General features: G+C 73.1%; 21 protein-coding genes. 8 read left to right on the top strand and 13 right to left on the bottom strand.

Features of this window, described 5'->3' with window-relative positions:
* Positions 1-573, bottom strand: coding sequence for an NAD(P)H-dependent oxidoreductase (locus tag ABEB12_RS35385; RefSeq protein WP_185065162.1), 573 nt, complete (start codon positions 571-573; stop codon positions 1-3).
* A 105-nt stretch (positions 574-678) separates the two neighbouring features.
* On the opposite strand from ABEB12_RS35385, the gene ABEB12_RS35380 reads away from it, so the two are divergent.
* Complete coding sequence (locus ABEB12_RS35380; protein WP_185065161.1) at positions 679-3,918, top strand: AAA family ATPase; 3,240 nt, start codon at positions 679-681, stop codon at positions 3,916-3,918.
* Between the two features lie 185 nt (positions 3,919-4,103).
* Here ABEB12_RS35380 and hemQ read toward each other — a convergent pair whose 3' ends face one another.
* The 4 genes from hemQ to hemE form a co-directional block, all read right to left on the bottom strand.
* Positions 4,104-4,799 (bottom strand): hydrogen peroxide-dependent heme synthase, encoded by a 696-nt coding sequence (gene hemQ, locus ABEB12_RS35375; protein ID WP_185065160.1) that lies wholly within the window; start codon positions 4,797-4,799, stop codon positions 4,104-4,106.
* 27 nt (positions 4,800-4,826) lie between these two features.
* Positions 4,827-5,657, bottom strand: a complete 831-nt coding sequence (locus tag ABEB12_RS35370) for an isocitrate lyase/phosphoenolpyruvate mutase family protein (RefSeq protein ID WP_185065159.1) — start codon at positions 5,655-5,657, stop codon at positions 4,827-4,829.
* A gap of 130 nt (positions 5,658-5,787) precedes the next feature.
* Positions 5,788-7,290 (bottom strand): protoporphyrinogen oxidase, encoded by a 1,503-nt coding sequence (gene hemG / locus ABEB12_RS35365; RefSeq protein WP_185065158.1) that lies wholly within the window; start codon positions 7,288-7,290, stop codon positions 5,788-5,790.
* Entirely contained in the window at positions 7,287-8,456 is a 1,170-nt protein-coding gene (gene hemE, locus ABEB12_RS35360) for a uroporphyrinogen decarboxylase (protein ID WP_185065157.1), read from the bottom strand. The genes hemG and hemE overlap by 4 nt, the downstream gene beginning before the upstream one ends.
* A gap of 62 nt (positions 8,457-8,518) precedes the next feature.
* Here hemE and ABEB12_RS35355 point away from each other — a divergent pair, with 62 nt between their 5' ends.
* The 3 genes from ABEB12_RS35355 (at position 8,519) to ABEB12_RS35345 (ending at position 11,399) form a co-directional block, all read left to right on the top strand.
* Positions 8,519-9,106, top strand: coding sequence for a DUF3000 domain-containing protein (locus tag ABEB12_RS35355; RefSeq protein WP_345703424.1), 588 nt, complete (start codon positions 8,519-8,521; stop codon positions 9,104-9,106).
* A gap of 344 nt (positions 9,107-9,450) precedes the next feature.
* Positions 9,451-10,104 carry a response regulator transcription factor gene (locus tag ABEB12_RS35350; RefSeq protein WP_221498753.1) on the top strand — a complete coding sequence of 218 codons (654 nt, stop codon included), beginning with the start codon at positions 9,451-9,453 and terminating at the stop codon, positions 10,102-10,104.
* Positions 10,105-10,133: 29 nt separating this feature from the next.
* Positions 10,134-11,399, top strand: a complete 1,266-nt coding sequence (locus tag ABEB12_RS35345; protein ID WP_185065154.1) for an HRDC domain-containing protein — start codon at positions 10,134-10,136, stop codon at positions 11,397-11,399.
* Here the strand turns inward: ABEB12_RS35345 and ABEB12_RS35340 are convergent.
* The 5 genes from ABEB12_RS35340 to dxs form a co-directional block, all read right to left on the bottom strand.
* Positions 11,396-12,523: an ATP-binding protein gene (locus ABEB12_RS35340; RefSeq protein ID WP_185065153.1), complete on the bottom strand. Its 1,128-nt coding sequence runs from the start codon at positions 12,521-12,523 to the stop codon at positions 11,396-11,398. The two genes, ABEB12_RS35345 and ABEB12_RS35340, sit on opposite strands and share 4 nt — an antisense overlap.
* Positions 12,524-12,527: 4 nt before the next feature.
* Complete coding sequence (locus tag ABEB12_RS35335) at positions 12,528-13,193, bottom strand: response regulator (protein ID WP_185065152.1); 666 nt, start codon at positions 13,191-13,193, stop codon at positions 12,528-12,530.
* Between the two features lie 22 nt (positions 13,194-13,215).
* Entirely contained in the window at positions 13,216-13,698 is a 483-nt protein-coding gene (locus ABEB12_RS35330; RefSeq protein ID WP_221498752.1) for a hypothetical protein, read from the bottom strand.
* 68 nt (positions 13,699-13,766) lie between these two features.
* Positions 13,767-14,435 (bottom strand): cyclic nucleotide-binding domain-containing protein, encoded by a 669-nt coding sequence (locus ABEB12_RS35325; RefSeq protein ID WP_185065151.1) that lies wholly within the window; start codon positions 14,433-14,435, stop codon positions 13,767-13,769.
* 38 nt (positions 14,436-14,473) lie between these two features.
* Positions 14,474-16,417 (bottom strand): 1-deoxy-D-xylulose-5-phosphate synthase, encoded by a 1,944-nt coding sequence (dxs, locus tag ABEB12_RS35320; protein WP_185065150.1) that lies wholly within the window; start codon positions 16,415-16,417, stop codon positions 14,474-14,476.
* Between the two features lie 86 nt (positions 16,418-16,503).
* Between dxs and ABEB12_RS35315 the strand changes: the two genes are divergently transcribed.
* Entirely contained in the window at positions 16,504-17,523 is a 1,020-nt protein-coding gene (locus ABEB12_RS35315; RefSeq protein WP_185065149.1) for a UbiA family prenyltransferase, read from the top strand.
* 396 nt (positions 17,524-17,919) lie between these two features.
* Here ABEB12_RS35315 and ABEB12_RS35310 read toward each other — a convergent pair whose 3' ends face one another.
* Together ABEB12_RS35310 and ABEB12_RS35305 are read right to left on the bottom strand one after the other, a co-directional pair.
* Positions 17,920-19,089 (bottom strand): TRAM domain-containing protein, encoded by a 1,170-nt coding sequence (locus ABEB12_RS35310; RefSeq protein WP_185065148.1) that lies wholly within the window; start codon positions 19,087-19,089, stop codon positions 17,920-17,922.
* Positions 19,086-21,152 carry an amino acid permease gene (locus ABEB12_RS35305; protein ID WP_185065147.1) on the bottom strand — a complete coding sequence of 689 codons (2,067 nt, stop codon included), beginning with the start codon at positions 21,150-21,152 and terminating at the stop codon, positions 19,086-19,088. Before ABEB12_RS35305 ends, ABEB12_RS35310 begins: the two co-directional genes overlap by 4 nt.
* A gap of 98 nt (positions 21,153-21,250) precedes the next feature.
* On the opposite strand from ABEB12_RS35305, the gene ABEB12_RS35300 reads away from it, so the two are divergent.
* Positions 21,251-21,913, top strand: a complete 663-nt coding sequence (locus ABEB12_RS35300; RefSeq protein WP_185065146.1) for an NAD-binding protein — start codon at positions 21,251-21,253, stop codon at positions 21,911-21,913.
* Positions 21,914-21,917: 4 nt separating this feature from the next.
* On the top strand, positions 21,918-22,574 hold the full coding sequence (locus ABEB12_RS35295) for an NAD-binding protein (RefSeq protein ID WP_185065145.1): 657 nt from the start codon (positions 21,918-21,920) through the stop codon (positions 22,572-22,574).
* Positions 22,575-22,714: 140 nt separating this feature from the next.
* Here the strand turns inward: ABEB12_RS35295 and ABEB12_RS35290 are convergent, their stop codons facing one another.
* Positions 22,715-23,026, bottom strand: a complete 312-nt coding sequence (locus ABEB12_RS35290; RefSeq protein WP_185065144.1) for a hypothetical protein — start codon at positions 23,024-23,026, stop codon at positions 22,715-22,717.
* 188 nt (positions 23,027-23,214) lie between these two features.
* Here ABEB12_RS35290 and ABEB12_RS35285 point away from each other — a divergent pair, with 188 nt between their 5' ends.
* A complete protein-coding gene (locus ABEB12_RS35285; protein ID WP_185065143.1) occupies positions 23,215-24,834 on the top strand; it encodes a DHA2 family efflux MFS transporter permease subunit in 1,620 nt (539 codons plus the stop codon).
* Positions 24,835-24,863: the final 29 nt, after the last annotated feature.

Below are 24,863 nucleotides of genomic sequence, written 5' to 3'. Positions count from 1 at the left end.
TCAGCCGGCGTAGGGGCGGACGGCGCGGGCGTCGCGCAGCGCGTGGGCCCACCAGGTCAGCTGGTCCAGCATGGTCTTCGCCGCCCGGCCCGCGCCGGCCGAGTCGCGCACCCAGCCGTTGTCGTCCACGCCGCCGTCGAACAGGTTCACGCTTACCCCGTCCCGCATGGTCACCGCGTGCAGCTCGGCGAACACGCCGCGCAGGTGCTCCACCGCGCGCAGACCCTGGGCCATGCCGCCGTAGGACACGAAGCCGACCGGCTTGGCGAACCACTCGGCGTGCACCAGGTCGATGGCGTGCTTCAACGCGGCCGGGTAGCTGTGGTTGTACTCGGGGGTGACCACCACGAACGCGTCCGCCTGATCGATCCGGCGGGTGTAGGCGGCCGTGGCCGCTGTGACTTCGGCGGGGTGGTGCACCGGCAGCGACTCGTCGACCAGGTCGATCACGTCCAGGTCGATGTCCGCGCGCTGCTGGGCCTGGGTGAGGAACCAGCGCGCGATGGTCGCGCCGGCCCGGCCCTCTCGGGTGCTGCCGATGATCACGGCCACTTTGATCGGGTTCTCGGTCATTTCGTCCTCCGATGGGTTCTCAGCTGCCAGGTAGGCTCACCCGGTAGGCGTAAGAAGCCGTCTCACACCCCGCGAGACCGAATCTCACAGCGCTGGAAGGACCGGGTGGCGTCTCTCCTCATCGGCCGCGAACACCCGGTCGGCGTGCTGCACCGGGACGTCGCGCGCGTGCTGGACGGCCAGGGCGGGCTGGCCCTGGTCGCCGGCGAGGCCGGCATCGGGAAGACCACACTGGTCACCGAGGTGGCCGCCGAGGCCCGGCGGCGCGGCGCCCGGGTGCTCAACGGCGCCTGCTGGGACGGCGAAGGCGCCCCCGACTACTGGCCGTGGGTGCAGGTGGCGCGCAACCTGGCCCGGGCGGCGAGCACGGCGGAGTGGTCGGCGGCCGCCGAGGCCGCCGGCGACGGGCTGCCCGCCCTGCTCGGCGATAGCGGCCCGGCCCCCGGCCCGACCGCGACCGACTCCTCCGCGTTCCGGCTGCACGACGCGATCACGAACCTGCTGGTCACCGCCGCGCGCGGGCAGCCGCTGGTGATCGTGCTGGAGGACCTGCACTGGGCCGACCCGGCGTCGGTGCGCCTGCTCGACTTCGTGGTCCGTCACGCCTGGCTGGAGCCCATCCTGGTCGTCGGCACCTACCGGGACGTGGAGCTGGACGCGCCGGAGCACCCACTGCGGCCGCTGATGGCCCCGCTGCTCCCCCGGGCCACCACGGTGCGCCTGGGCGGTCTGGACGCCGACGCGGTCGGCGAGCTGATCGCGCGGGCCACCGGCGCACCGCCGGACACCGAGCTGGTGGCCGAGGTGCACCGGCGCACCGGCGGCAACCCGTTCTTCGTGGAACAGACCGCGCAGCTGTCCGGCCCGCTGTCCGGGGCGGGCGTGCGGGACGCCATCGAGCGGCGGCTGGCCCCGCTGCCCGAGCCGGCCACCCGGCTGCTCAGCGTGGCCTCGGTGATCGGCCAGGAGTTCGACCCCACGCTGCTCGGCGCGGCCGCCGAGGTCCCGGCGGCGGAGGTGGACCGGCTCCTGGCGCCCGCCGAGGTGGCCCGCCTCATCACCCGGCAGCGCTCCGGGCGGCCGCGGTTCGTGCACGACCTGGTGCGGGAGTTCCTTTACGGCTCACTGAGCGATGAGGCACGAAGGGGCGGGCACGCCGCCGTGGTGCGCGCGCTGTGCGCACCGGACGCGCCGACCGCCGACCCCACCATCGGCTCCCGGGCCGCCACCCTGGCCCACCACGCCCGGCTGGCCATCCCGGTCCTGGCCGAGTCGGAGGCGGTGGAGCTGCTCCTCGCGGCCGCCTACGAGGCCTACCGCCGCCTGGCCCACGAGGAGTCGCTGCGGCACTACCGCGCCGCTCAGTCTCTGCTGAGCCCGGACCGGCGGGGGCAGCGGCTGGCGGTGAACCTGGACGTGGCTTTCGCGCTGGACCGGGCCGGCGAGCTGGAACCGGCCCGGGCGGCGTTCGGCGAGGTGATCGCCGAGGCGCGCGAGCTGGGCGAGGCGAAGCTGCAGGCCTGGGCAATGCTCGGGCTGCACCGCCTGGGCAACGCCAGCGCCGACCCGCGCGAGGAGCTGGACCTGATCGACGAGGCCCGGGAACGCCTGGCGGCCTCCGGGGAGAACGAGCCGGCGCTGGCCGCGCAGCTGCTGGCCGCCGCGAGCATGTCCCGGGCCCACCAGGTGGTCGAGGCGGAACGGGCCGCCGAGCTGGGCGAGCAGGCCGTCGAGCTGGCCCGCCGGGAGGCGGACGCGGAGACCCTGGGCTGGTGCCTGCTGGCCCTGCACGACGCGATGTGGGAACCCGGCACCGCCCGGCGGCGCCTGGACGTGCTGGCCGAGATGACCGCGGTGGCCCACCGGGCGCACGACCGGGAGTTGGAGTCGCTGGCCAGCTGGCTGCGCAGCCTGGCTCTCCTGGAGCTGGGCGACCCGGCCGCACACACCGAGTTCGCCGCGTTCATCGCGCTCACCGAGCGGACCCGGCTACCCCGGCACCGCTTCCTCGCGGTGTCGCGGGCGGGAACCATGCTGTCCCTGGCCGGCCGGTTCGACGAGGCGCACGAGCGGTGCGACGCCGGGCTGGCGTTCGGCGAGCAGGTGGGCGAGACCGACCGGGTCCGGGTGTGGCGGGACCAGATCTGGTCGCTGGAGCTGCTGCGCGGCGACCCGGAGGCCGCCGCCCGCGCGCTGGACGCCACCCCCGGCGACCGGTACACCGAGCTGCTGGCCGCGCTGCTGCCGGACGGGGTGCCCGCCCCCGGGGAGGCCGCCGGCCGGCTGACCGCCGCCGAGCCGCTGTTCGAACGCCTGCCCGGCCGGTTCCGGTCCATCCGGCACGCGCTGCTGGCGCAGCTGGCCCTGGGCGGGGACGCGGAGCTGGGCCGGCTGGCCCGCGATGTCCTCACCCCGCTGGCCGACCAGTGGGCGGTGGTCTCGGGCGGGATCATCCTGGGGCCGGTCAGCTACTGGCTGGGCCAGGTGGACGCCGCGCTGGGCGACCCGGCCACCGCCGTCCGGCGGTTCCGGTACGCCGGCGAGGCCGCCGACCGGCTCGGCGCCCGGCCGTACTCGGTGCTGGCCCGGGCCGCGCTGGCCCGCTCGCTGCGGGTGCTCGGGGAGGCCGGGGAGGCCGAAGCGGCGTGGACCTCGGCGCACCGGGAGGCCGAGGAGCTGGGCATGACCGGCGCACTGGCCCCGTTCGCCCCTCGGCCGGCATCCCTCGAAGAGGCTCGCGAGGAGGCACCCGGGGCACCGGAACGGCCGGAACCCCCGGAGCCGGCGGCCGCCGCGCCGGGCCAGGTGTTCCGGTTCGACGGACCGGTCTGGACGCTCCGCTACGCCGGCCGCACGGTGCACGCCCCGGACGCCAAGGGCCTGCGCGACCTGCACACCCTGCTGGGGCGGCCGGGCGTGGAGATCCCCGCCGCCCAGCTGCTCAACCCCACCGGGGAACCGGAGGTGGCCCGCACCCAGCACCTCGGCGCCGACCCGATGCTGGACGAGCAGGCTCGCGCCGCGTACAAGAAGCGGTTGCTGCGCATCGACGAGGACATCCAGGACGCCCTGGACCGGGGCGACGACCGGCGGGCCGGTGCGCTGGACCGGGAACGCGAGGCGTTGCTCGCCGAGCTGCGCGAGGCCACCGGCCTGGGCGGGCGGGCCCGGCGGCTGGGCGACTCCGGCGAGCGGGCCCGCCAGGCGGTGACCGCCCGGATCCGGGACAGCATCCGCCGGCTGCGCAAGCTGCACCCCGAGCTGGCCGAGCACCTGGCCGGCGCGGTTTCCACCGGGGCACACTGCCGCTACCAGCCGGCCGAGCCAACCCGCTGGACCCGCTGACCGGCGGACTGGTCTGATCGCCGGGTGCGGACGGATCAGCCGGGCCGGCTGGGCGAGCTGGAACTGACCGACGGTCTACCGGTCCCCCGGGTTCGCGGCGGCCTGCCGGAAGGCGATGGGCGAGGCGTTCGCCCAGGGAGCGGCGGTGCTGTGGACGCACGCCGGCCCGATCCCGCGGGCTCTGCTCAGGGGAGACTCGTGACCAGGTCGGCGATGTCCAGGCGGGGACCGGTGTAGAACGGGATCTCCTCCCGCACGTGGCGGCGCGCCTCGGTCTCGCGCATCAGGCGCATCAGGTCCACGATGCGGTGCAGCTCGTCGGCCTCGAAGGCGAGAATCCACTCGTAGTCGCCCAGCCCGAAGCTGGCCACCGTGTTGGCCCGGACGTCGGGGTGCTCGCGGGCCTTGCGCCCGTGCTCGGCCAGCATCCCCCGGCGCTCCTCGTCGGGCAGCAGGTACCAGTCGTAGGACCGCACGAACGGGTACACGCACAGGTACCGCTTCGGGTCCTCACCGGCCAGGAACGCCGGGATGTGGCTCTTGTTGAACTCCGCCGGCCGGTGCAGCGCCACCTGGCTCCACACCGGCACGCTGGCCCGGCCCAGCGCGGTGTCCCGGCGCAGGTCGGTGTACGCGGCCTGGAGCGGCTCGATCTCCTCGGCATGCCACCAGATCATGTAGTCCGCGTCCGCGCGCAGGCCGGCGAGGTCGTACACGCCGCGCACCACCACGCCCTTGCCGTCCAACGCCCGGACGAAGTCCGTTGCCTGCTGCCCGGCGGCGGACCGGTCCTCGCCCAGCCGACCCGGTTCCACCCGGAACACCGACCACATGGTGTAGCGGATGGTGTCGTTCAGCGCGTTGAAGTCGAGTCGGCTCATACCGCCATCGTGCCACTCCGGCCCGGGTCAGCCCGCCACCAGGCCGTTGATCTCACCGAAGCCGAGAGCGCCGTCCAGCGTGGTGTACCCGCCGGTGGTGAGCATCTCGGTGGCCGCCTTCTCGACCAGGGTGTAGGCGGCCTGGGCGATCCCGGTGCCCACGCTCACCCGGCGCACCCCGGCCGCGCGGAACTCGTCCACGGTGGGCGCTCCCGGCCAGGCCATGACGCTGATCGGCAGCGGCGCCCGCTTGACCAGTTCGGCCAGGGCGTCCAGGTCGATCAGGCCCGGCACGAACAGGCAGTCCGCGCCGGCCTCGGCGTAGGCGTCGGCCCGGGCCAGCACCTCGGCCGGGCGACCCGCCGCCTCGCCGATGCCGAACAGGTACACGTCGGTGCGGGCGTTGATCACCAGCTCGGGCAGGCCGGCGCGCTCGGCGGCCTTACGGCCGGCGCGCAGCCGGTCGGCCTGCTCGGACGGTGTGAACAGCGGACCGCCCGGGGCCCGCGAGTCCTCCAGGTTCACCCCCACCGCGCCGGCGGCGACGATCGCCTCGACGGTGGCCGCGACGTCCTCCGGCGCCGGGCCGTAGCCGCCCTCGACGTCGGCGGTCACCGGGACGTCCACCACCGACGCGATCCGGCGCACCTGGTCCACCATCTCGTCCCGGCGGAGGCCGTGCCCGTCGGACCGGCCCTGCGACCACGCCACTCCCCCGCTGGTGGTGGCGACCACCCGGGCACCTGCCCGGGCGACCAGTGCCGCGCTCGCCGCGTCCCACGCGTTGGGCAGCACGAGGACGCCCTCCCGGTGCAGCGCCCGCAGCGCCTCGGCCTTACTCCGCTGATCAGTCGACATGCCCGAACACTTACATACCGACAGTCGGTCTGTCGACACGCCCCAGGGTGATGTCCGATTCCCGCCACCCCACCCCAGCGATTTAGTCACTCCAGCAGCGTGATTCAGTCACTTCAGCAGGGCGATTCAGTCACTTCGGCACCGACACGCGGGCCGAGTCGCCGGGCCGGGTGGCCAGCTGCGCGACCAGCCGCTCGGCGGCGGCCCGGCCGGTGCCGATGCACGCCGGCACACCCACCCCGTGCAGCACCGCACCAGCCACCGCCAGCCCGGGCTGCTCGGCCACCGCCCGCTCCAGCTCGGCCACCAGCTCGCCGTGGCCGACCCCGTACTGCGGCAGCCCGCCGCCCCAGCGCTGCACGTGCGCCGACACCGGCGCCGCCGCGACCCCGGTGAGCGTTTCCAGGTCGGCCCGCACCCGGCCCACCAGCTCCTCATCCGGAACACGCAGCGTGGCCGACTCACCCGCCCGGCCCAGCGACGCGCGCAGCCGCAGCAGCCCGTCGGTGGCCTCGGCAGCCAGGTGCGGCCACTTACGCGCGCTGTGGGTGAACGCCTTCGCGTACAGCGGCTCGTCCGCCGCGATCAGGATGCCCGAGGTGTCCGGCAGGGTGGCCGCGTCCTCCGCCCGGTACGCCAGCGCGACCACCACCGGCGAGGCCAGCTCGACCGCTCCGGCGACCCGGGAGGCCGAGGGGGCCGCGTCGGCGAGCAACTTGCGCAACACGGGCGCCGGCACGGCGAGCAGCACGGCGTCCACGTCCAGCGCCTCCGGCGCCACGGCGGTGCCGATCTCCAGGCGCCAGCCGTCCAGCCGGCGGGCCAGCCCGCGCACCGGCAGACCCAGCCGCTGCTCCACGCCCGAAGCCGCGCGCAACGCATCCACCAGGACCCGGTAGCCACCGCGCAGCGCGCCGAACACCGGTCCGGGACTGCCAGGGTGACTGAATCGGCGTGCTGGAGGCACTGAATCACTGTGCTGAAGGCACTGAATCACGCGGGGTGGGGGTGAGGGTGGGAGGAGGGTGTCGGTGGCGGCGGTTAGGGAGGGGGCGCCGGCGTCCAGGGCGGCGGCCAGGGTGGGGATGGTGGCGCGCAGGCCCAGGGCGTCCACCCGGCCGGCGTAGACCCCGCTGAGCAGCGGGTCCACCAGACGGTCGGCCACCTCGTCGCCGAACCGGGCCCGCAGCAGCCCGCCGACCGCCACGTCCTCGCCGGGTGACCAGCGCAAGGGCCGGTCCCGCTCCCCCGCCGCCTTCGCCAGGCCGGCCTCGGAGAGCAGCGCGGAAAGGTCGCTCGCGCTGCTCGGCACGCCGAGCAGGGTGCGGCCGGGCAGCGGCACGGTACGGCCACCGGCCCGCACGCTCGGCGCCACGGCCGCGGAGGGGTGCACCAGCTGTTCGGTCAACCCCAGCTCGGCCAGCAGCGCCGGGACCTCGGGGCGGCGGGCCAGGAAGGCCTCCGCACCCACGTCCACCGCGACCCCGGCCAGCTCCACGGTGCGCAGCACGCCGCCCAGCCGGTCGGCCCGGTCCACCAGGGTGATCCGCGCGGAAGGGCCGAGCAGGGTACGCAACCGGTGCGCCCCGGCCAGCCCGGAGATGCCCCCGCCGACCACCGCGACATGGGTCACAGCGTGTGCACCAGCTCCACGATCCGGGTGAGGACGTCGGGATCGGTCTCCGGCAGCACGCCGTGACCCAGGTTGAACACGTGGCCCGGGGCCGCGCGCCCCTCGGCCAGGATGCGGCGCACCTCGCCCTCCACCGCCGGCCAGCCGGCGAACAGCACGGCGGGGTCCAGGTTGCCCTGCACGGCCTTGTCCGGCCCGATCCGGCGCACCGCCTCGTCCAGCGGCACCCGCCAGTCCACCCCGACCATGTCGGCTCCCGCCGAAGCCATCGCGCCGAGCAGCTCGCCGGTGCCCACCCCGAAGTGGATCCGGGGCACCCCGGCGTCGGCCAGCCCGGCCAGCACCGCCGCCGAGTGCGGCAGCACGAACCGCCGGTAGTCCCGCTCGGACAGCGCGCCGGCCCAGGAGTCGAACAGCTGCACCGCGTCCACGCCGGCGGCCAGCTGGGCACGCAGGAAGGTCAGCGTCATCTCCGCCAGGTGCCCGAGCAGCGCGTGCCAGGTGTCCGGGTCGGAGTACATGAGCGCCTTGGTGCGCTCGTGGTTGCGGCTGGGCCCGCCCTCCACCAGGTAGGAGGCCACGGTGAACGGCGCGCCGGCGAAACCGATCAGCGGCGTGTCACCCAGCTCGCCGACCAGCAGCCGGACCGCCTGCGCCACCGGCTCGACAGCCTCCGGGTGCAGCGCGGGCAGCGCGGCGACGGCGGCGGCGTCACGGATCGGCGAGGCCACCACCGGCCCCGTGCCGGGGACGATCTCCACGCCGACCCCGGCGGCGGCCAGCGGCACCACGATGTCGCTGTACAGGACGGCCGCGTCCACCTTGTGCCGGCGCACCGGCTGCAGGGTGATCTCGCAGACCAGCTCCGGCTCCCGGCACGCGGCCAACATGGACGAGGTCTGCTTGCGCAGTTCCCGGTACTCCGGCAGCGATCGCCCGGCCTGCCGCATGAACCACACCGGCGTGCGCGCGGGCCGCTGGCCTCGCGCGGCCGCCAGGAATGGCGCTTCCCGCAGGTCACGGCGGTTTCCTCGGCCATCACGGGCTGGCGGACCGGGTGATCTGCTTGCTACCGTGTGCCCGGTCACATTCGGCGGCTCGCCCGGCGTACCAGCAGGCCCTCCGGGGGCGCCGGTCCGGGTCGCGGATGAGGCTAGCTCTGACATGTCCCGGTCATCCTCGCACGATCCGCGGCGCGCCTGCCCGCCGCGGTGGGATCAGCCGCATAGTGTCGACCGCCGTGAGTCCACCGACAATTTTCCGCCAGGCCGTGGAGGCGCTACGCGCCGTCCAGCCGCGGCCGGAGCTGCGCCTGGTGGATATCTCCGCGCCACGCCGGCTGGCGCCGCACAGCTTCGCGCTGGGCGTCGAGCTGGCCGAGGGCGTGGTCACCGACTCCACCAGGGTGGAGAGCGACGTCGATGTCACCGGCCGGCTGGTGCTGCTGCACGACCCGGAGGCCAGGGACGCATGGAACGGCACCTTCCGGGTGGTCTGCTACCTGCGCGCGCCGCTGGACCCCGAGCAGGCCGACGACCCGCTGCTGCTCGCGGTCGGCTGGTCCTGGCTGACCGATGCGCTGGACCACTGCCGGGCCAGCCATGCGGCGCTCGGCGGAACCGTCACCCGCACGTGTTCCGCCCGATTCGGTGAAATTCCGGGACCCACCCGGAGTGACGATGTCGAGCTGCGCGCTTCGTGGACGCCCACCGATACGGAGTTCGGCCGCCACGCGGAGGCCTTTTACCGTCTTGTGACCCACGCGATCGGGTTACCAGAGGTGGGCGTATCTTTGATGACGGACCGTCACAATTGATCTCCAAATACGTGCTCCCCGGGAGATCGATCGGTGAAGGACCTCGTTGTGAGTCACCCTGCGAAGTTGATGTGGTAGACCATTAGGGTGATACACGACGACCAACGCCGTAGATCTCGAAGGAAAAACTTTCGCCGAATCCGCGCGATTAGGCCGCTCGGGGGTTACCCTGCGTCCACGACACCTCCTCGGACGCGCGGCCTACGTGCCGATCGGACGAGGTCCCGGTGCCGGTCGGGGGGCACGACCGACTCCAGGGAGGTAGTGACGTGGCTGTAGTCGGCCAAGGCACTCCTATGCGCACTAGTGCGTCGCACAGTGCGCATACTGTGCTGCCGCCCGCCATGGTCCCGCATCCGCGGGAAGAGATGTTCTCGGTGCTGGTGGTTGATGACCACCCGCTGCTGCGCGAGGCCATCTCGGCACGTTTACGCACGATGGGCGCCGGCACGGTGCACGAGGCCGCCACGGTTGCCGAAGCAAGGGCCAGGGCACAGTCCAGCGGGCCCTGTGACCTCGCGGTGCTGGATCTGGGGCTGCCGGACGGCAGCGGCCTGGATCTGGTCACCGAGTTGCGGTCACAGGGGTGGAACCGGCTGGTGGTGCTCGCCTCGTCGGACGACCCGTACGCGGTTCGTTCGGCGTTCCAGGCAGGCGCCCAGGCATACCTGCTGAAGTCGGCGTCGGCGGCGATAGTCACCGACGGCGTGAAGCGGGTACTCGACGGCGGCGTTTACGCCGACCCGACGGTCGCTCCCCTGCTCGCCACCGGGACCCGCGTGCCGGGCACCGACAACACCCCGCGTGAGCTTTCCGCGCGCGAGGTGGAGGTCCTGCAGCTGGTTGCCGACGGGCAGTCGAACAAGGAGATCGGCGAGGCGCTGAACCTGTCCGCACTGACCGTGAAGAGCCACCTGTCCCGGATCGGGCGCAAGCTCGGCACCGGGGACCGGGCGCAGATGGTGGCTCTGGCCATGCGTGCGGGAGTCATCCGCTGAACTCGTTAGGTCCGGCCAGCCGCGCACCGATGCAATCCGGTGACGCGGCGGCCGGCATTCTTGACGCCACAACAAACGGGTCAGGAGCCGAGGAGAACCACACCGTCGAGCCGGAGCCGCTACTGGCGCCGGCCGACGGCCTTCCCGAGGTCACCGAAACCCCGGCCGCGATGCGCGCCGTGGCGGACGCGCTGGCCGCCGGGGAGGGGCCGGTGGCGATCGACGCGGAGCGCGCCTCCGGCTTTCGCTACTCGGCCCGCGCCTACCTGGTCCAGCTGCGGCGGACCGGGGCGGGCAGTGCGCTCATCGACCCGATACCGGTCCGCGCGGAATTCGGCCCGCTGGCCACCGCGCTGGACGGCCCGGAGTGGGTGCTGCACGCCGCCTCCCAGGACCTGCCCTGCCTGGCCGAGCTGGGCCTGCGCCCGGCAAAGCTGTTCGACACCGAACTGGCCGGGCGGCTGGCCGGGCTGCCCCGGGTGGGCCTCGGCCCGATGGTCGAGCAGCTGCTCGGCCTGCGGCTGGAGAAGGGCCACGGCGCGGCGGACTGGTCCACCCGTCCCCTGCCGGAGGACTGGCTGGTCTACGCCGCGCTGGACGTCGAGGTGCTGATCGAGCTGCGGGACGTGCTCGACCAGCTGCTCACCGAACAGGGCAAGCGGGAGTGGGCCGCGCAGGAGTTCGAGGCGGTACGCACCGCGCCGCCGCCCCCGCCGCGCACCGACCCGTGGCGGCGCACATCCGGCATCCACCGGGTCCGCCGGCCCCGCCAGCTGGCCGCCGTGCGCGAGCTGTGGCAGGCCCGGGACGAGCTGGCCGCGCAGCGCGACATCGCGCCGGGCCGGGTGCTGCCCGACGCGGCGATCGTGGAGGCCGCCGTGGCCGCCCCGGACTCGCCGGCCGAGCTGGTCAAGCTGCCCATCTACCGCGGCCGGGCGCAACGCCGGCTGGCCGACTACTGGTGGTCCGCGCTGCGCCGGGCCGGCAAGCTGCCGGCCGACCAGCTGCCGCCGGGCACGCTGCCCTCGGACGGGCCGCCGCCGGTGAACCGGTGGGCGGACCGGGACCCGGACGCCGCCGCCCGGCTGGCCGCCGCCCGCACCGGCGTGGCCGAGCTGAGCGAAACGCACAACGTGCCGGTGGAGAACCTGCTCCAGCCGGACCTGCTGCGCCGCATCTGCTGGCAGCCACCGGACTCCTCGGCGGCCGAAGCACTGCGCGCCGGCGGCGCCCGCGAGTGGCAGGTCGACCTGATCGCCCCCCTGCTGGAGCACGCCCTGCTCTCCCGCGCCTAAGCGGCCTCACGCAGCTTCACGGTGACGGTGAGGCCGCCGCCTTCCACCGGTTCGGCGGTGACCGTGCCGCGGTGGGCGCTCACCACCGCGCGCACGATGGACAGGCCCAGGCCGGAGCCCGAGCCGGAACGCCGCGCCCCGCGCCGGAACGGCTCGAACAGTCCGGCCAGCTCCTCCTCCGGCACCACGCTCCCGCTGGAGGAGACCCGCAGCCACACCCAGTCCTCATCGACGCGGCCGGTCTCCACCCGCAGCCAGCCCCCGGCCACGTTGTGCCGCACCGCGTTCTCCACCAGGTTGCCGGCCACCCGCTCCAGCAGGGCCGGATCGCCGTGGGTGGCGGCCGCATCGACCGCCAGCGACACGCGCAGCCTGCGCTCCTCGGCCTCCCCGCGCACCGCCGCCAGCGCCGGCTTGACCAGCGCGGCCAGGTCCACCCGGGCCGACGGCCCGGCCAGCCCGGCCTCGGTCCGCGCCAGCAGCAACAACCGCTCCACCAGCGCATCCGCCCGGTAGGTGGCGGCCCGCACCACCTCGGCCATGCGGCGCAGCTCGGCCACGTCCGCCCCCGGGTCGGCCAGCGTGACGTCCACCTCGGTGCGCATCACGGTCAGCGGGGTACGCAGCTCGTGGCTGGCGTTCGCCACGAACCTCCGCTGCACCTCGAACGCGGCGTGCAGCCGGTCCAGCATGGCGTCGAAGCTGTCCGCGAGCTCGGTCACCTCGCCGTGCCGGCCGCGCAGCTCGATGCGCTCGTCCAGCGACTCGGCGGACAACCGGCGCACGGTGCCGGTGACCTGGCGCAGCGGCCGCAGCACCCGTCCCACCGCGACGTAGGCCAGCACCGCGGCGGCCGCCACCACCAGCGGGAACGCCAACAGGCCGGTGCGCAGCACGTCGGCCCGGGCGGCATCGGCCAGCGCGTGGCCGAGCTGCTCGGCGGGCACCGGCAGGTCACGCACCCGGACCGTGGTACCCGGCGGCAACGCCGGCACGGCGGCCACCACGCCCCCGACCAGCAGCCAGCCCAGCCAGAGCAGCAGCGCACTGACCAGCCCGGCCACCGCGGTGCACAGCACGGTGAGCCGCAGGCGCAGGCCGTGGCGCCGCGAGCGGGACGCCATGGCGCTACCCGGCCGAGGGGACCCGGTAGCCCGAGCCGACCACGGTCTCGATGATGCCCGGCTCGCCGAGCTTCTTGCGCAGCGTCATCATGGTCACCCGAACCGTGGTGGTGAACGGGTCGGCGTGCTCGTCCCAGACCCGCTCCAGCAGGTCCTCGCTGCTCACCACGGCGCCCCCGGCGGACAGCAGCACCTCCAGCACGCCGAACTCCTTACGGGTGAGGTCGACCAGGTCCCCGGCCCTCCGCACCGTGCGCCGGGCCGGGTCCAGCACCACGTCACCGGCCGAGAGCACCGGGGGCGTGGCCGGGGTGGCACGCCGGCCCAGCGCGCGCATCCGGGCCACCAGCTCGGGGAAGTCGAAGGGCTTGGCCAGGTAGTCATCGGCGCCGATGGACAGGCCGGCCACCTTGTCCGCCAGCGTGCCGCTGGCCGTCAGCATGATCACCCGGGTGATGCCGCCGTCCTGGGTCAGCTCGGCGCACAGCTCGTCGCCGGACATCCCCGGCAGGTCGCGGTCGAGCACCACCACGTCGTACCGGGTCACGGTGGCCTTCTCGTGGCCGGTGTCGCCGTCGTAGGCGACGTCCACCGCCATCCCCTCGCGGCGCAGGCCGCGGGCCAGGGCATCCGCCAGCGGTCGCTCGTCCTCGACGATCAGTACTCGCACTCCGCCAGGGTAGAGCCAGCCGTCAGGGGATCACCGCCAGCATCACCGCCGCGATGGCCAGGGCCAGCCCGTGCAGGGCCTGGTCGCTCAGGTACATGCCGTTCATCCCGTTCGCCGCCAGCTGGGCGAACGCCGGCTTGCCGGTGCGCTCCAACAGCCACCGCACCGGCCAGCGGCGGTCCAGGAAGGCGTGCGTGGCGGCCGACCAACCCAGCGCGCACGCCACCCCCAGCGGCGACCAGTCCAGCGGCAGCAACAGCCAGGCGCCGAACCCCAGCACGACCAGCGTCACGTGGTACTGCGCCACGTGGGCCAGGTTCGCCGACCAACCCCGGTACCTGCTGACCCCGGCCGCGACCTCCTCCGGGCACGGCGCCGCCTTGTTCGTCGCCTGCCAGTCGCTCTGCCCGGTCACGTGGTCGGCCACGTTGTGCCCCACGGCGAGCACCACCCAGCTCGCGCCGAACGTGGCCAAAGTGATCAACTGTTCACTGCTCGCGCTCACCGGACACCTCCGTCCCCGGCGCCCAGCATGGTCGGCCGGATCGGCACCCGATGTCCGCCGTCGGACAGCTAGACTGTGATGCGCGCCACATCAGTCAGCCGCCGCAGGTCGGCTACCACGACCCTCGGCCCGGGCCCCAGAATCCCCTGCCGGCGCAGCACGGTGATCTGCTCGGCCACCGTGCTGCGCGCCAGGCCCAGCGCATCCGCGATGCCCACCTGCGAGAGCGGCACCGGTATCGGCTCCGCCGTCGCCTCGGCCAGCGCGATCACCTCGCACAGCAGCAGCGCGATGCGCCGCGCCGGCGGGAACCGGGCGAACTGCAGCTGGTAGAGCAGCTTGTCGGCCAGCTTCGACATCAGGTACTCGGTCAGCGCCTGATGGCCGTCCACCGCGTCGAGGAACCGGCGGAACGCGTCGGAGGACAGGTACCGGGCGGTGCAGCGCTCCAGCGCGACCACCGTGGCCGTCCGCGCCGCGCGGTCGGGCATGGCCAGCTCACCCAGCAGGTCGCCGGGCCCGCGCAGGGCGTGCAACAGCTGCGTGCCGTCCGGTTCCAGCGCCGAGATGCGCACCCGGCCGCCGGTCAGCACCAGGACGTACCCGCCCCGGTCACCCTGCCGGAGCAGGTACTGCCCGGGGCGGTAACTGCGCCCGGTGCCGGCCGCGCACAGCTCCAGCCAACGCTGGCCGCCGAGCAGAGCGCGAAACCCACCCCTCCGCACGTCCGCGCTCACGCGTCGAGTAGTACCACCCGAACGCCGGTTACGGGGACTCAGCTCTCCCTGGGCCGGCTGGCCGAAGGGGCGTCGTCGGGCGCCAGGTCGCTGCCGGGCAGCGCGGCGGTCCACTCGGTGACCCGGCGGGCCACGTCCTGCGCGGTGAGGCCGACCGAGGAGAGCACGTCGCTCCGGCTGGCGTGGTCCAGGAACCGCTGGGGCAGGGCGATGTCCCGCAGCGGCACGTCCAGCTCGGCCGCGCGCAGCGCCGCCGCCACCGCCGAACCCACGCCGCCGTGCCCGCCGCCGTCCTCCACGGTGACCACCAGCCGGTGCGTTCCGGCCAGCTCGACCACCGCGTCCGGCACCGGCAGCACCCACCTCGGGTCCACCACGGTCACGCCGATGCCCTGGTCGGCCAGCCGGTCGGCGGCGGCCAGACCGAGCTCCGCGAACGAGCCGACGCACACCAGCAGCACCTCGGTGCGCTCGGCCGACGCGGTCGGGGCCGGCTCGCGCAGCACGTCCACCCCGCCCTGTCGGCGCACCGCCGGGATCTCCGGGATGACCGCGCCCTTGGGGTAGCGCAGCACGGTCGGCCCGTCGTCCACCGCCACCGCCTCGCGCAGCTGCTCACGCAGGCCGACCGCGTCGCGCGGGGCGGCCACCCGGATGCCGGGCACCACGCCGAGCAGCGAGAAGTCCCACATGCCGTTGTGGCTGGGGCCGTCCGAGCCGGTCACGCCGGCCCGGTCCAGCACCACGGTGACCGGCTGCCGGTGCAGCGCCACATCCATCAGCAGCTGGTCGAACGCGCGGTTCAGGAAGGTGGAGTAGAGCGCGACCACCGGGTGCATGCCGGCCATCGCCAGCCCGGCGGCCGAGGTGAGCGCGTGCTGCTCGGCGATGCCCACGTCGAAGCAGCGCTCCGGGTAGGCCTCGGCGAACGGGGCCAGCCCGACCGGGTGCAGCATCGCGGCGGTGATGCCGACGATGTCCCGGCGCTCGGCGCCCAGCGCCACCATCTCCTGGCCGAAGACCTTCGTCCAGCCGTCCTTGGCCGGGCCGACCGGCTCACCGGTGGCCGGGTCGAACGCGGACGGGCTGTGCATCTGCTCGATCTCGTCGTTCTCGGCCAGCGGGTAGCCGTAGCCCTTGCGGGTCACCGTGTGCACGATGGCGGTGCCACCGAAGTCCCGGGCCCGGCGCAGCGCGGCCTCCAACGCCACCATGTCGTGCCCGTCCACCGGGCCGAGGTACTTCAGGCCGAGGTCGGCGAACATCGCCTGCGGGGCCAGCGCGTCCTTCACGCCGGCCTTCAGCGCGTGCAGCCCCTGGTAGACCGTCTTGCCCACCACCGGGGTCTGGTTCAGCGCCCGCTTGCCGGCATCCAGCACGCGCTCGTAGCCGGGTCGCAGGCGCAGCGCGGCCAGGTGGTCGGCCAACCCGCCGATGGTCGGCGAGTAGGAACGGCCGTTGTCGTTGACCACGATGACCAGGTTGCGGTCCTTGCGGGCGGCGATGTTGTTCAGCGCCTCCCAGCACATCCCGCCGGTCAGCGCGCCGTCGCCGACCACGGCGACCACGTGCCGGTGCGCCCCGGTCAACGCGAACGCGTTGGCCATGCCGTCGGCGTAGGACAGCGCGGTGGAGGCGTGGCTGTTCTCCACCAGGTCGTGCTCGCTCTCCGCCCGGCAGGGGTAGCCGGAGTACCCGCCGGCGGACTTCAGCTTGGCGAAGCCGTCCCGCCGGCCGGTGAGCAGCTTGTGCACGTAGCACTGGTGTCCGGTGTCGAAGATGAGTGCGTCGTTCGGCGAGTCGAAGACGCGGTGCAGCGCGATGGTCAGCTCCACCACGCCGAGGTTGGGACCGAGGTGACCGCCGGTGCGGGAGACCGTTCCGACCAGGAAATCCCGAATCTCCCCGGCGAGGATCTGCAGCTCAGCGGGGTCGAGTCGTTTGAGTTCGGCCGGACCGCGCAGGCTTCGCATGTCGGACATTTTCCCGAGTCTACGGAGGCCCACCAGCCCCCCGAGTCACGGGCAACGCACTGACCAGGCAGGCTACCCGGAGTAGCATCCCGGACGTGACGGACGCCACCAGCAGCACCCGATCCCGCCTGTCCTCCTGGGCGTATGCGCTGCGCACCACCAACCCGCCGCCGGGCCCGGTGGCCGAGCTGGACGCGGTGACCCGGTGGATCGTGGTGAGCCGGGCGGCGGTGCTGCCGATGACGTTGGTGGCCGGCCTGGTCGCGGCGCTGCTCGCGGTCGGCCGGCCCGGGCTGGACTGGCGCTGGCTGGCCCTGGCCATCCTGGGCATCACCCTGGCCCACCTCGCCAACAACCTGATGAACGACCTGTACGACACCCGCGCCGGCTCGGACACCGAGCAGTACCCGCGCGCGCTCTACGCCCCGCACCCGATCCTGGCCGGGCTGGTCACCCGCCGGGCGCTGCTCACCGCCGTGGTACTCGTGAACCTGGCCGACCTGGTGATCCTGGTGGTGCTCGGGCTGGCCCGGGGTTGGCCGATCGTGGCGTTCGCGGTGGCCGGGTTCGTGCTGAGCGTGGCCTACACGGCGCCGCCACTGCGGCTGAAGAAGCACGGGCTGGGCGAGCCGGACGTGCTGGTGGTCTGGGGGCCGCTGATGGTGTGCGGCACCTACTACGCCGGCGTCGGCACCGTGGACTGGCCGATCCTGCTCGCCTCGCTGCCCTACGGCCTGCTCTGCGTCGCGGTGCTGATGGGCAAGCACACCGACAAGATCCCGTTCGACCAGCCGCTGGGCATCCACACGGTGCCCGTGCTGCTCGGGCCGGTCCGGGCGCGCGCGGTCACGCTGGGCCTGATGGTCGCGTTCTACCCGCTGGTCGGGCTGGCCGTGCTGGTCGGCGCGATGCCGTGGCCGGCACTCCTGGTGCTGCTCGGACTGCCCCGACTGGTCAAGGTCTGGCCGCACCTGCGCCGCCCACCGCCGGACGCGCCGCCGAAGAACTTCCCGGTCTGGCCGCTCTGGTACGCCGCAATAGCCTGGCTGCACACCCGCCAGGCCGGCGCCCTGCTGGTCGTGGGCCTGGCCCTGGGCCTGCTCACCCGCCCCTGACGCCCGCGCCCGTCGCTCTCTCCACCCCGAATGCCTCCCACACCGCTATGGCTCTGCGTGGCAATACGCGACATCGAGACTGTGGCTGGTGCGGCGCTAAAGGCGAGTTGCCGAGTGCTGACCTGCCGATTTGCCCAACGCTCGGGCGGCCGTTGACCGATGTCCGCCCCCGCGAGCGACCTGGGACACCGGCGTCCACGGGTTGCTCCATGATCAGCATGACCTGAGGGTCGCTTCGAGAGTGTCGGTGCCGCCGTCATGTCATGCTGACCATGGATTCCGGCGGTCCAGTGCGGCCGCGACGGGACTCACCAGCCTAGATGCCCCTCACTGTCGCCATATTTCCACGCAGAGCCATACCGACGTCGGGAGCACTCGGGACAGGGAGAGCGGATCTCAGCTGTCGGGGGTGAAGAGGGCGACCGACTCGAAGTGGTGGGTCATCGGGAAGGCGTCGAAGGCGCGCAGGTCGGCGAGCCGGTAGCCACGCGCGGCGAGCAGACCGACGTCGCGGGCCAGTGCGGCCGGGTCACAGGCGACGTAGACCAGGCGGTCCGGGCCGGCCGACACGATTGCGTCCACCACCGCGCGGCCGAGGCCCTTGCGCGGCGGGTCGGCGACGACCACGTCGGGGCGGCCGGCCGCCAGCAGGGCGGGCAAGATGCGCTCCACCCGGCCGGGCCGCCAGTGCACACAGGGCAGGTCGGCCAGCGCCTCGCGGCCGGAGCGGACCGCCGCCCGGTCGGACTCCACCACGAGCACCGCACCGGTCGGCCCGACCCTGTCGGCCAGCACCGAGGCCAGCACCCCGGCGCCGCCGTACAGGTCCCAGGCCCGCCCGCCGGCCGGCAGCGCCGACCACTCCCCCACCACCGCGCACAGCGTGTCGGCCAGCTCCGGATGCACCTGCCAGAACGCGCCGGGCGACAGGCGCCACTCCCGGCCGGCGGCGCGGTGCACAACCGGACCCGCGTCCGGGCCGGCGTGCGCGACGCCGTCCGCGTCCAGCTCCACCGCCACCTCGTCCCCCGGCGGCCAGTGCCGGTCCAGCACCGGCGGCAGCAGCCCGGCCGGCGCCAGCGAGCAGTCCGCGATCGGGATCACCTCGTGCGAACGGTGCGCGCGCAGCCCGGCGCGGCCGTCCGCACCGACCGCCAGCCGCAGCCGCCGCCGCCAGCCCAACGCTCCCCCGGGCAGCTCCTCCACCTCGACCGAGCGTTCTACGCCGCCCAGCCGGCGCAGCTGCTCGGCCAGCACGTCGGCCTTCAGTGAACGCTGCGCGGGCGGGCTGGCATGCTGGAAGTCGCAGCCCCCGCAGCCGCCGGCGCGGGCCCACACGCACGGCGCCGGCACCCGGTCCGGCGAGGCGCGCAGCACGCTCACGGCGTCCGCCCGGCAGAACCCGCCGTGCCGGTCCTCGGTGACCACCGCCCGCACCCGTTCCCCGGGCAGCGCATGCCGCACGAAGACCACCCGGCCGTCCAACCGGGCCACACAGTGGCCGCCGTGCGCGACCGGGCCGACGTCCAGCTCGAGCACCCGGTCCAGCCAGTTCGGGTCCGTCACGTGCTGCGGGCCGACTTGCGGCGGGTCTTCGCCGGACGCTCCTCCGCGTCCCCGTTCCCGGCGATCCCGGGGTAGCCCCGGCGCACCGCGCCCGGCGCGCTCTCCGGCCGGCGGCGGGCGATGGCCCGCTGCTTGGCCCGCTCGGAGGAGGCCAGCTGCCACGGCACGCTGGTCACCATGACGCCCGGTTGGAACAGCAGCCGGCCCTTCAGCCGCAGCGCGCTCTGGTTGTGCAGCACCTGCTCCCACCAGCGCCCGACCACGTACTCCGGGATGAACACGGTGACCACGTCGCGCGGGTTGTCCGTACGGATGCGCTTGACGTAGTCCAGCACCGGGCGGGTGATCTCCCGGTAGGGCGACTCGATCACCTTCAGCGGCACCGGCAGGGAGCGGTCCTCCCAGGCCTTGGTGAGCTCGCGGGTGTCCTTGTTGTCCACGTTCACGGTGACCGCCTCGAGCCGGTCCGGGTGGGTGGCGCGGGCGTAGTTGAGCGCCCGCACGGTGGCTCGGCTCAACCCGGAAACCAACACAATCGCATGGTTGCGCGAGGGCAGCAGCTGCGGCTCGTCTCCGAGGGAGAGCTCGTTGGACACGGTCTCGTAGTGCCGACGGATCGCCGTCATGAGGCCGAAGAAGGCGGCCATCGCCGCCAACGAGATCCAGGCGCCCTGGGTGAACTTGGTCACCAGGACGATCACCAAAACCAGGGCGGTCATCAGGAAACCGAAGCCGTTGATCGTCTGCGAGCGCCGCATCCGCCGTCGCGCCGCCGGATCCTGCTCGGTACGCAGCAGTCGTGCCCAATGTCGGACCATGCCGCTCTGGCTCAGCGTGAACGACATGAACACGCCCACGATGTACAGCTGGATCAGGCGGGTGACCTCAGCGTTGAAGCCGACGATGAGCAGGATCGCGAACGCGGCCAGGAACAGGATGCCGTTGGAGAAGGCCAGCCGGTCACCCCTGGTATGCAGCTGGCGGGGCAGATAACGGTCCTGGGCCAGGATCGAACCGAGCACCGGAAAGCCGTTGAACGCGGTGTTGGCGGCGAGTACCAGGATGAGCCCGGTCATCGTCAGGATGTAGAAGTACGCGGGCGGGAAGCCGTCGAAGACCGCATGCGCGAGCTGGGCGATCAACGTCTTCTGTTCGTACCCGGCAGGAGCGCCCACCAGTTGGTGCGCCGGGTCTTCGGCAACCTTGGCCCCGGTGAGCCGGGCCAGCGCGATCAGGCCCAGGAACATCGAGATGGCCAGCACGCCCATCATCAGCAGCGTGGTGGCCGCGTTCCTGGACTTCGGCTTGCGGAACGCCGGCACCCCGTTGCTGATCGCCTCGACACCGGTCAGCGCGGCGCTACCCGAGGAGAAGGACCGCAGCAGCAGGAACACCAACCCGAGGCCGGCGAGGTGCTGGCCCTCCTCGACCAGGTGGAACCCGGCGCTCTCGGCGGCCACCTGCTCACCGGCCACGAACACGCGCCACAGCCCCACCGCGATCATGCCGAGGATGCCGATCACGAAGGCGTAGGTCGGGATCGCGAACATCGTGCCGGACTCCCGCACGCCGCGCAGGTTCATCGCGGTGAGCAGCAGGACCGCGCCGACCGCGAACGCGACCTTGTGCGTACCCACGAACGGCACGGCCGCGCCGATGTTGGCGGCGGCGGAGGCGATGGACACCGCGACCGTGAGCACGTAGTCCACCAGCAGCGCGCTGGCCACCACCAACCCCCAGGCCGAGCCGTGGTTCACGGTGGCGACCTCGTAGTCACCGCCACCGGAGGGATACGCCCGCACGTTCTGCCGGTAGGACGCCACCACCGCGATCATCACCACGGCCACGAAGAGCCCGATCCACGGGCTGAACACGTACGCCGAGGCGCCGGCGACGGAGAGCGTCAGCAATATTTCCTCGGGCGCATACGCGACGCTCGACATGGGGTCGGAGGCGAAGACCGGCAGCGCGATGCGCTTCGGCAGCAGCGTCTCGGACAGCTTCTCGCTACGCTGCGGTCGCCCCACCAGTATCCGCTTGATCGCGGTGGTCAGCTTCGCCACGCGCGCAGCCTATGCGCAGCGTCTCAGAACCGGCGAAGTGGTCTGGTTAGGCGCTACTGTCTCGCCAAACGTACACCCCGCAAGAGGAGGCAACGCCCGTGTATGTGGTCATCATGGGCTGTGGTCGGGTCGGCTCGTCGCTGGCCGCGGGCCTCGAGCGACAGGGGCACGAGGTCGCCGTGATCGACCGGGACGCCACCGCCTTCCGCAGGTTGTCCGCCGACTTCCGGGGCCAGCAGGTGTGCGGCATCGGCTTCCACCTGGACGTGCTGCGCCGGGCCGGGCTGGACAAGGCGTCCGCGTTCGCGGCGGTGTCCAGCGGCGACAACTCGAACATCATCGCCGCCCGCGTGGCCAGGGAGAACTTCGGTATCGAGCGGGTGGTGGCGCGGATCTACGACGCCCGCCGGGCCGAGGTGTACGAGCGGCTGGGCATCCCCACCGTGGCCACCGTGCCGTGGACCACCGACCGGCTGATGCGGATGCTGCTGCCCGACGGGGTGAGCAGCGCGTGGCGAGATCCGTCCGGCACCGTGGCCGTGCTCCCGCTGCCCCTGCACGAGGGGTGGACCGGCCGGCCGGTGGCCGAGCTGGAGCAGACCACCGGCGCACGGGTGGCGTTCATCCTGCGCTTCGGCTCCGGGGTGCTTCCCGAGGAGGACAGCGTGATCCAGGCCGAGGACACCGTGTACGCGGCGGTGGTCTCCGGCACCGTCGGCGATGTCACCGCCGCCGCGGCCCGAGAACCCGAGGGGAGCTGAGGTCATGCGGGTCGCCATTGCCGGAGCCGGGGCGGTCGGCCGGTCCATCGCCGCCGAATTACTGGACAACGGTCACGAGGTCATGCTGATCGAGCGGGATCTCTCGCAGATCGAGCCGGAGGCGGTCGAGCGCGCGGAGTGGGTCAACGCGGATGCCTGCGAGCTGTCCTCGCTGGAGGAGGCCGGCCTGCAGGACTGCGACGTGGTGATCGCGGCGACCGGGGACGACAAGGTCAACCTGGTGGTGTCGCTGCTGGCCAAGATGGAGTTCGCGGTGCGCCGCGTGGTGGCCCGGGTGAACGACCCGCGCAACGAGTGGCTGTTCGACGACAGCTGGGGGGTGGACGTGGCGGTGTCCACGCCCCGGATGCTGGCCGCCGTGGTGGAGGAGGCGGTGAGCGTCGGCGACCTGGTGCGGCTGATGACGCTGCGCCAGGGGCAGGCCAACCTGGTCGAGGTCACCCTGCCCGAGGCGACGCCACTGGCCGGGCGGCCGGTCCGCGACCTGAAGCTGCCCACCGGCGCCGCGCTGGTCGTGGTGCTGCGCGGCGGCCGGGTGATCCTGCCCCAGCCCGACGACCCGCTGGAGGGCCTGGACGAACTCCTCCTGGTCGCCTCCCCCGACGTCGAGGAAGACATCCGCCAGGCCCTCGGCCACTAACCCCAGCCCATATCGCGGGCTCCACCAACCCATATCGCGGATTCGACCGGGTCATGTCGCGGATTCGACCGGGGCCAATCCCGCGACACAGGCCGGCCAAACACGCGACATGAGCTGGTGAGAGGCGCGATATGAGGGGGTTACCAGCGGCGGTGGTGGCAGAACCGGTCGGCGGCACGGTCGAAGCCGACGTTGTAGCCGCGCTGGAACCCGTCGCGCCAGCCCCGGTCGTAGTCGCCCCGGCGGGACTCGATGCGCGCCCGGTCGTCGTACCGGTTGTGCCGGCGGCACTCCCGGCGGGCATCCTCCCAGCCGTCCCGGCTGCCGGCGTCGAACCCGACCCGGTAGCCGCCGCGGTAGGGCGAGTCCCGCTCCGAGGCGGTTGCGGCGGCGGCCGGCGACGCCACGAGCATCGACAGCGCGACCCCCATGAAAGCAACTGGTAGAAGCATGCGACGCATCCCTGGCTCCCGCCTCTTGGTGCCGATCTTGCCGAAGTGTTGATCAGCGTATGAGGTCCGCACCGGGCGCGCCCGTTTAATTCGGCGCCAAAACAGCCCTGGAAATCGTGGCATTACGCAACTATTATCGTTACCAATGCTAAAGAACGATCCGTACTCTATTACCGGCCGGCTGCCCGATGACCACTAGCGGTCGCGGTGCCGGCTGGGCGCTTCCCCTACTGGTACTGGTGCTGGGCACCTTCCTGAGCGCGCTCGGCACGAGCATCATCAACGTGGCGATCTCCGCCATCCAGCGCGACTTCGGCGGCGGCATGGACTCGGTCCGCTGGGTCAGCACCGCCTACCTGCTCACCCTGGGCATCTCCACCGCGACCAGCAGCTGGTTCACCGAGCGCTTCGGTGCGACCCGGGTGTTCCTCGCCTGCATGGTGGTGTTCACCATCGCGTCGGCGCTGTGCGGGATCGCCTGGGACCTGCCCACGCTGATCGGGTTCCGCGTGCTGCAGGCCATCCCCGGCGGCATCATCCCGGTGGTCGCCATGCAGCTGATCTACCGCCTGGTCCCGGCGGAGAAGATCGGCGGCGCGATGGGCATCTACGGCATGGGGGTGATCCTGGCCCCGGCGCTGGGGCCCGCCCTGGGCGGCTGGCTGGTGGAGGACACCTCGTGGCACCTGGTGTTCTTCATCAAGGTTCCGGTGGGCATCATCGGCATCATCGCCGCGCTGGTCATCTTCCCCAGGAACGCGGAAACCAGCCGGCCGAGGTTCGACCTGCCCGGCTTCGCCGCCATCGCCACCGCGCTGGCCACCATGACCGTGGCCGCCGACCGGGGCCCGGACTGGGGCTGGACCAGCTACGGCATCCTCATCCTGGCCACCGTCAGCGTGCTCTGCTTCGCGCTGTTCGTGGTGATCGAGCTGGAGGTGGACCAGCCGCTGATCAACATCCGGGTGGTGCGCACCCTGGTGTACAGCAACTCGCTGGTGCTGATCGCGATCAGCGCGGTCGGCCTGTTCGCGCTGCTCTACTACGTGCCGCTGTACCTGCAGACCAACAAGGGCTTCTCCTCGCTGGACGCCGGCCTGCTGATGATGCCTTCGGCGCTGACCATGGCGGTGCTGGCGCCGGCCGCCGGCCGGCTGCTGGACCGCTTCGGCGGCCGCTGGCCTATCACCATCGGGCTGGCCGTCGCCGCCTACGGCTCCCTCCTGCTGGCCCAGATCACCCCGGACGTGCCCCGCGAGCAACTGGTGCTCTGGACCACGATCCGCAACATCGGCGTCGGGCTGTCCATGATGCCGATCATGGCGGCCGGCGTGAGCGCGCTGCCCCCGGCCCTGATCAACGCGGGCAGCACGCTGGCCAACGTGGTCATGCGGACCGCCTCCAGCCTCGGCGTGGCCGTGTTCGGCGGCCTGCAGACCGCCCAGCAGGCGCAGCTGATGGCCGACCGGGGCGGCCTGATCACCCACGACCCCGCCTCGCCGGCGCCGCTGCTGGATGCGGCCGCGAAGGGCGTGGCCGGGCTCGCCCCGCTGTACAAGCAGCTGGTGAAGCACGTCGGCACCACCACCTACGCCAACGCGTTCTACGTGGTGGCCGTGATGACCGGGATCGGCGCGGCAATGGGGCTGATGATGCGGGGGAAGCCCCGCGCGGCACCCGCCGCCAAGCCCGCAGCACCGGCCGCCGCACCGGCGAAGGCCCGCGCGGACGCCCGCTCCGCTCCGGTGCGTGTGCCCAGCCCGCACAACGGCCGGATGGACACCCCCGCCCCGGCCCGGCGCCGGTGACCGCGGTGTCTCCCGCGCGCCCAACCGGG

Origin of the sequence: Actinospineispora eucalypti (genome assembly GCF_039543365.1) — a bacterium.
Taxonomy (GTDB): domain Bacteria; phylum Actinomycetota; class Actinomycetes; order Mycobacteriales; family Pseudonocardiaceae; genus Pseudonocardia; species Pseudonocardia eucalypti.
This window is presented reverse-complemented; position numbering and strand designations above follow the sequence as displayed.

What these genes read in the sequence shown, in the direction of transcription:
- ABEB12_RS35290 (WP_185065144.1), bottom strand. Translation starts at nt 23,026, where the DNA reads ATGCTTCTACCAGTTGCTTTCATGGGGGTCGCGCTGTCGATGCTCGTG.
- hemQ (WP_185065160.1), bottom strand. Translation starts at nt 4,799, where the DNA reads ATGAGCCGACTCGACTTCAACGCGCTGAACGACACCATCCGCTACACC.
- ABEB12_RS35345 (WP_185065154.1), top strand. Translation starts at nt 10,134, where the DNA reads ATGCAATCCGGTGACGCGGCGGCCGGCATTCTTGACGCCACAACAAAC.
- ABEB12_RS35295 (WP_185065145.1), top strand. Translation starts at nt 21,918, where the DNA reads ATGCGGGTCGCCATTGCCGGAGCCGGGGCGGTCGGCCGGTCCATCGCC.
- dxs (WP_185065150.1), bottom strand. Translation starts at nt 16,417, where the DNA reads ATGTCCGACATGCGAAGCCTGCGCGGTCCGGCCGAACTCAAACGACTC.
- ABEB12_RS35340 (WP_185065153.1), bottom strand. Translation starts at nt 12,523, where the DNA reads ATGGCGTCCCGCTCGCGGCGCCACGGCCTGCGCCTGCGGCTCACCGTG.
- ABEB12_RS35370 (WP_185065159.1), bottom strand. Translation starts at nt 5,657, where the DNA reads ATGTCGACTGATCAGCGGAGTAAGGCCGAGGCGCTGCGGGCGCTGCAC.
- hemE (WP_185065157.1), bottom strand. Translation starts at nt 8,456, where the DNA reads ATGTCAGAGCTAGCCTCATCCGCGACCCGGACCGGCGCCCCCGGAGGG.
- ABEB12_RS35350 (WP_221498753.1), top strand. Translation starts at nt 9,451, where the DNA reads ATGGTCCCGCATCCGCGGGAAGAGATGTTCTCGGTGCTGGTGGTTGAT.
- ABEB12_RS35285 (WP_185065143.1), top strand. Translation starts at nt 23,215, where the DNA reads ATGACCACTAGCGGTCGCGGTGCCGGCTGGGCGCTTCCCCTACTGGTA.
- ABEB12_RS35385 (WP_185065162.1), bottom strand. Translation starts at nt 573, where the DNA reads ATGACCGAGAACCCGATCAAAGTGGCCGTGATCATCGGCAGCACCCGA.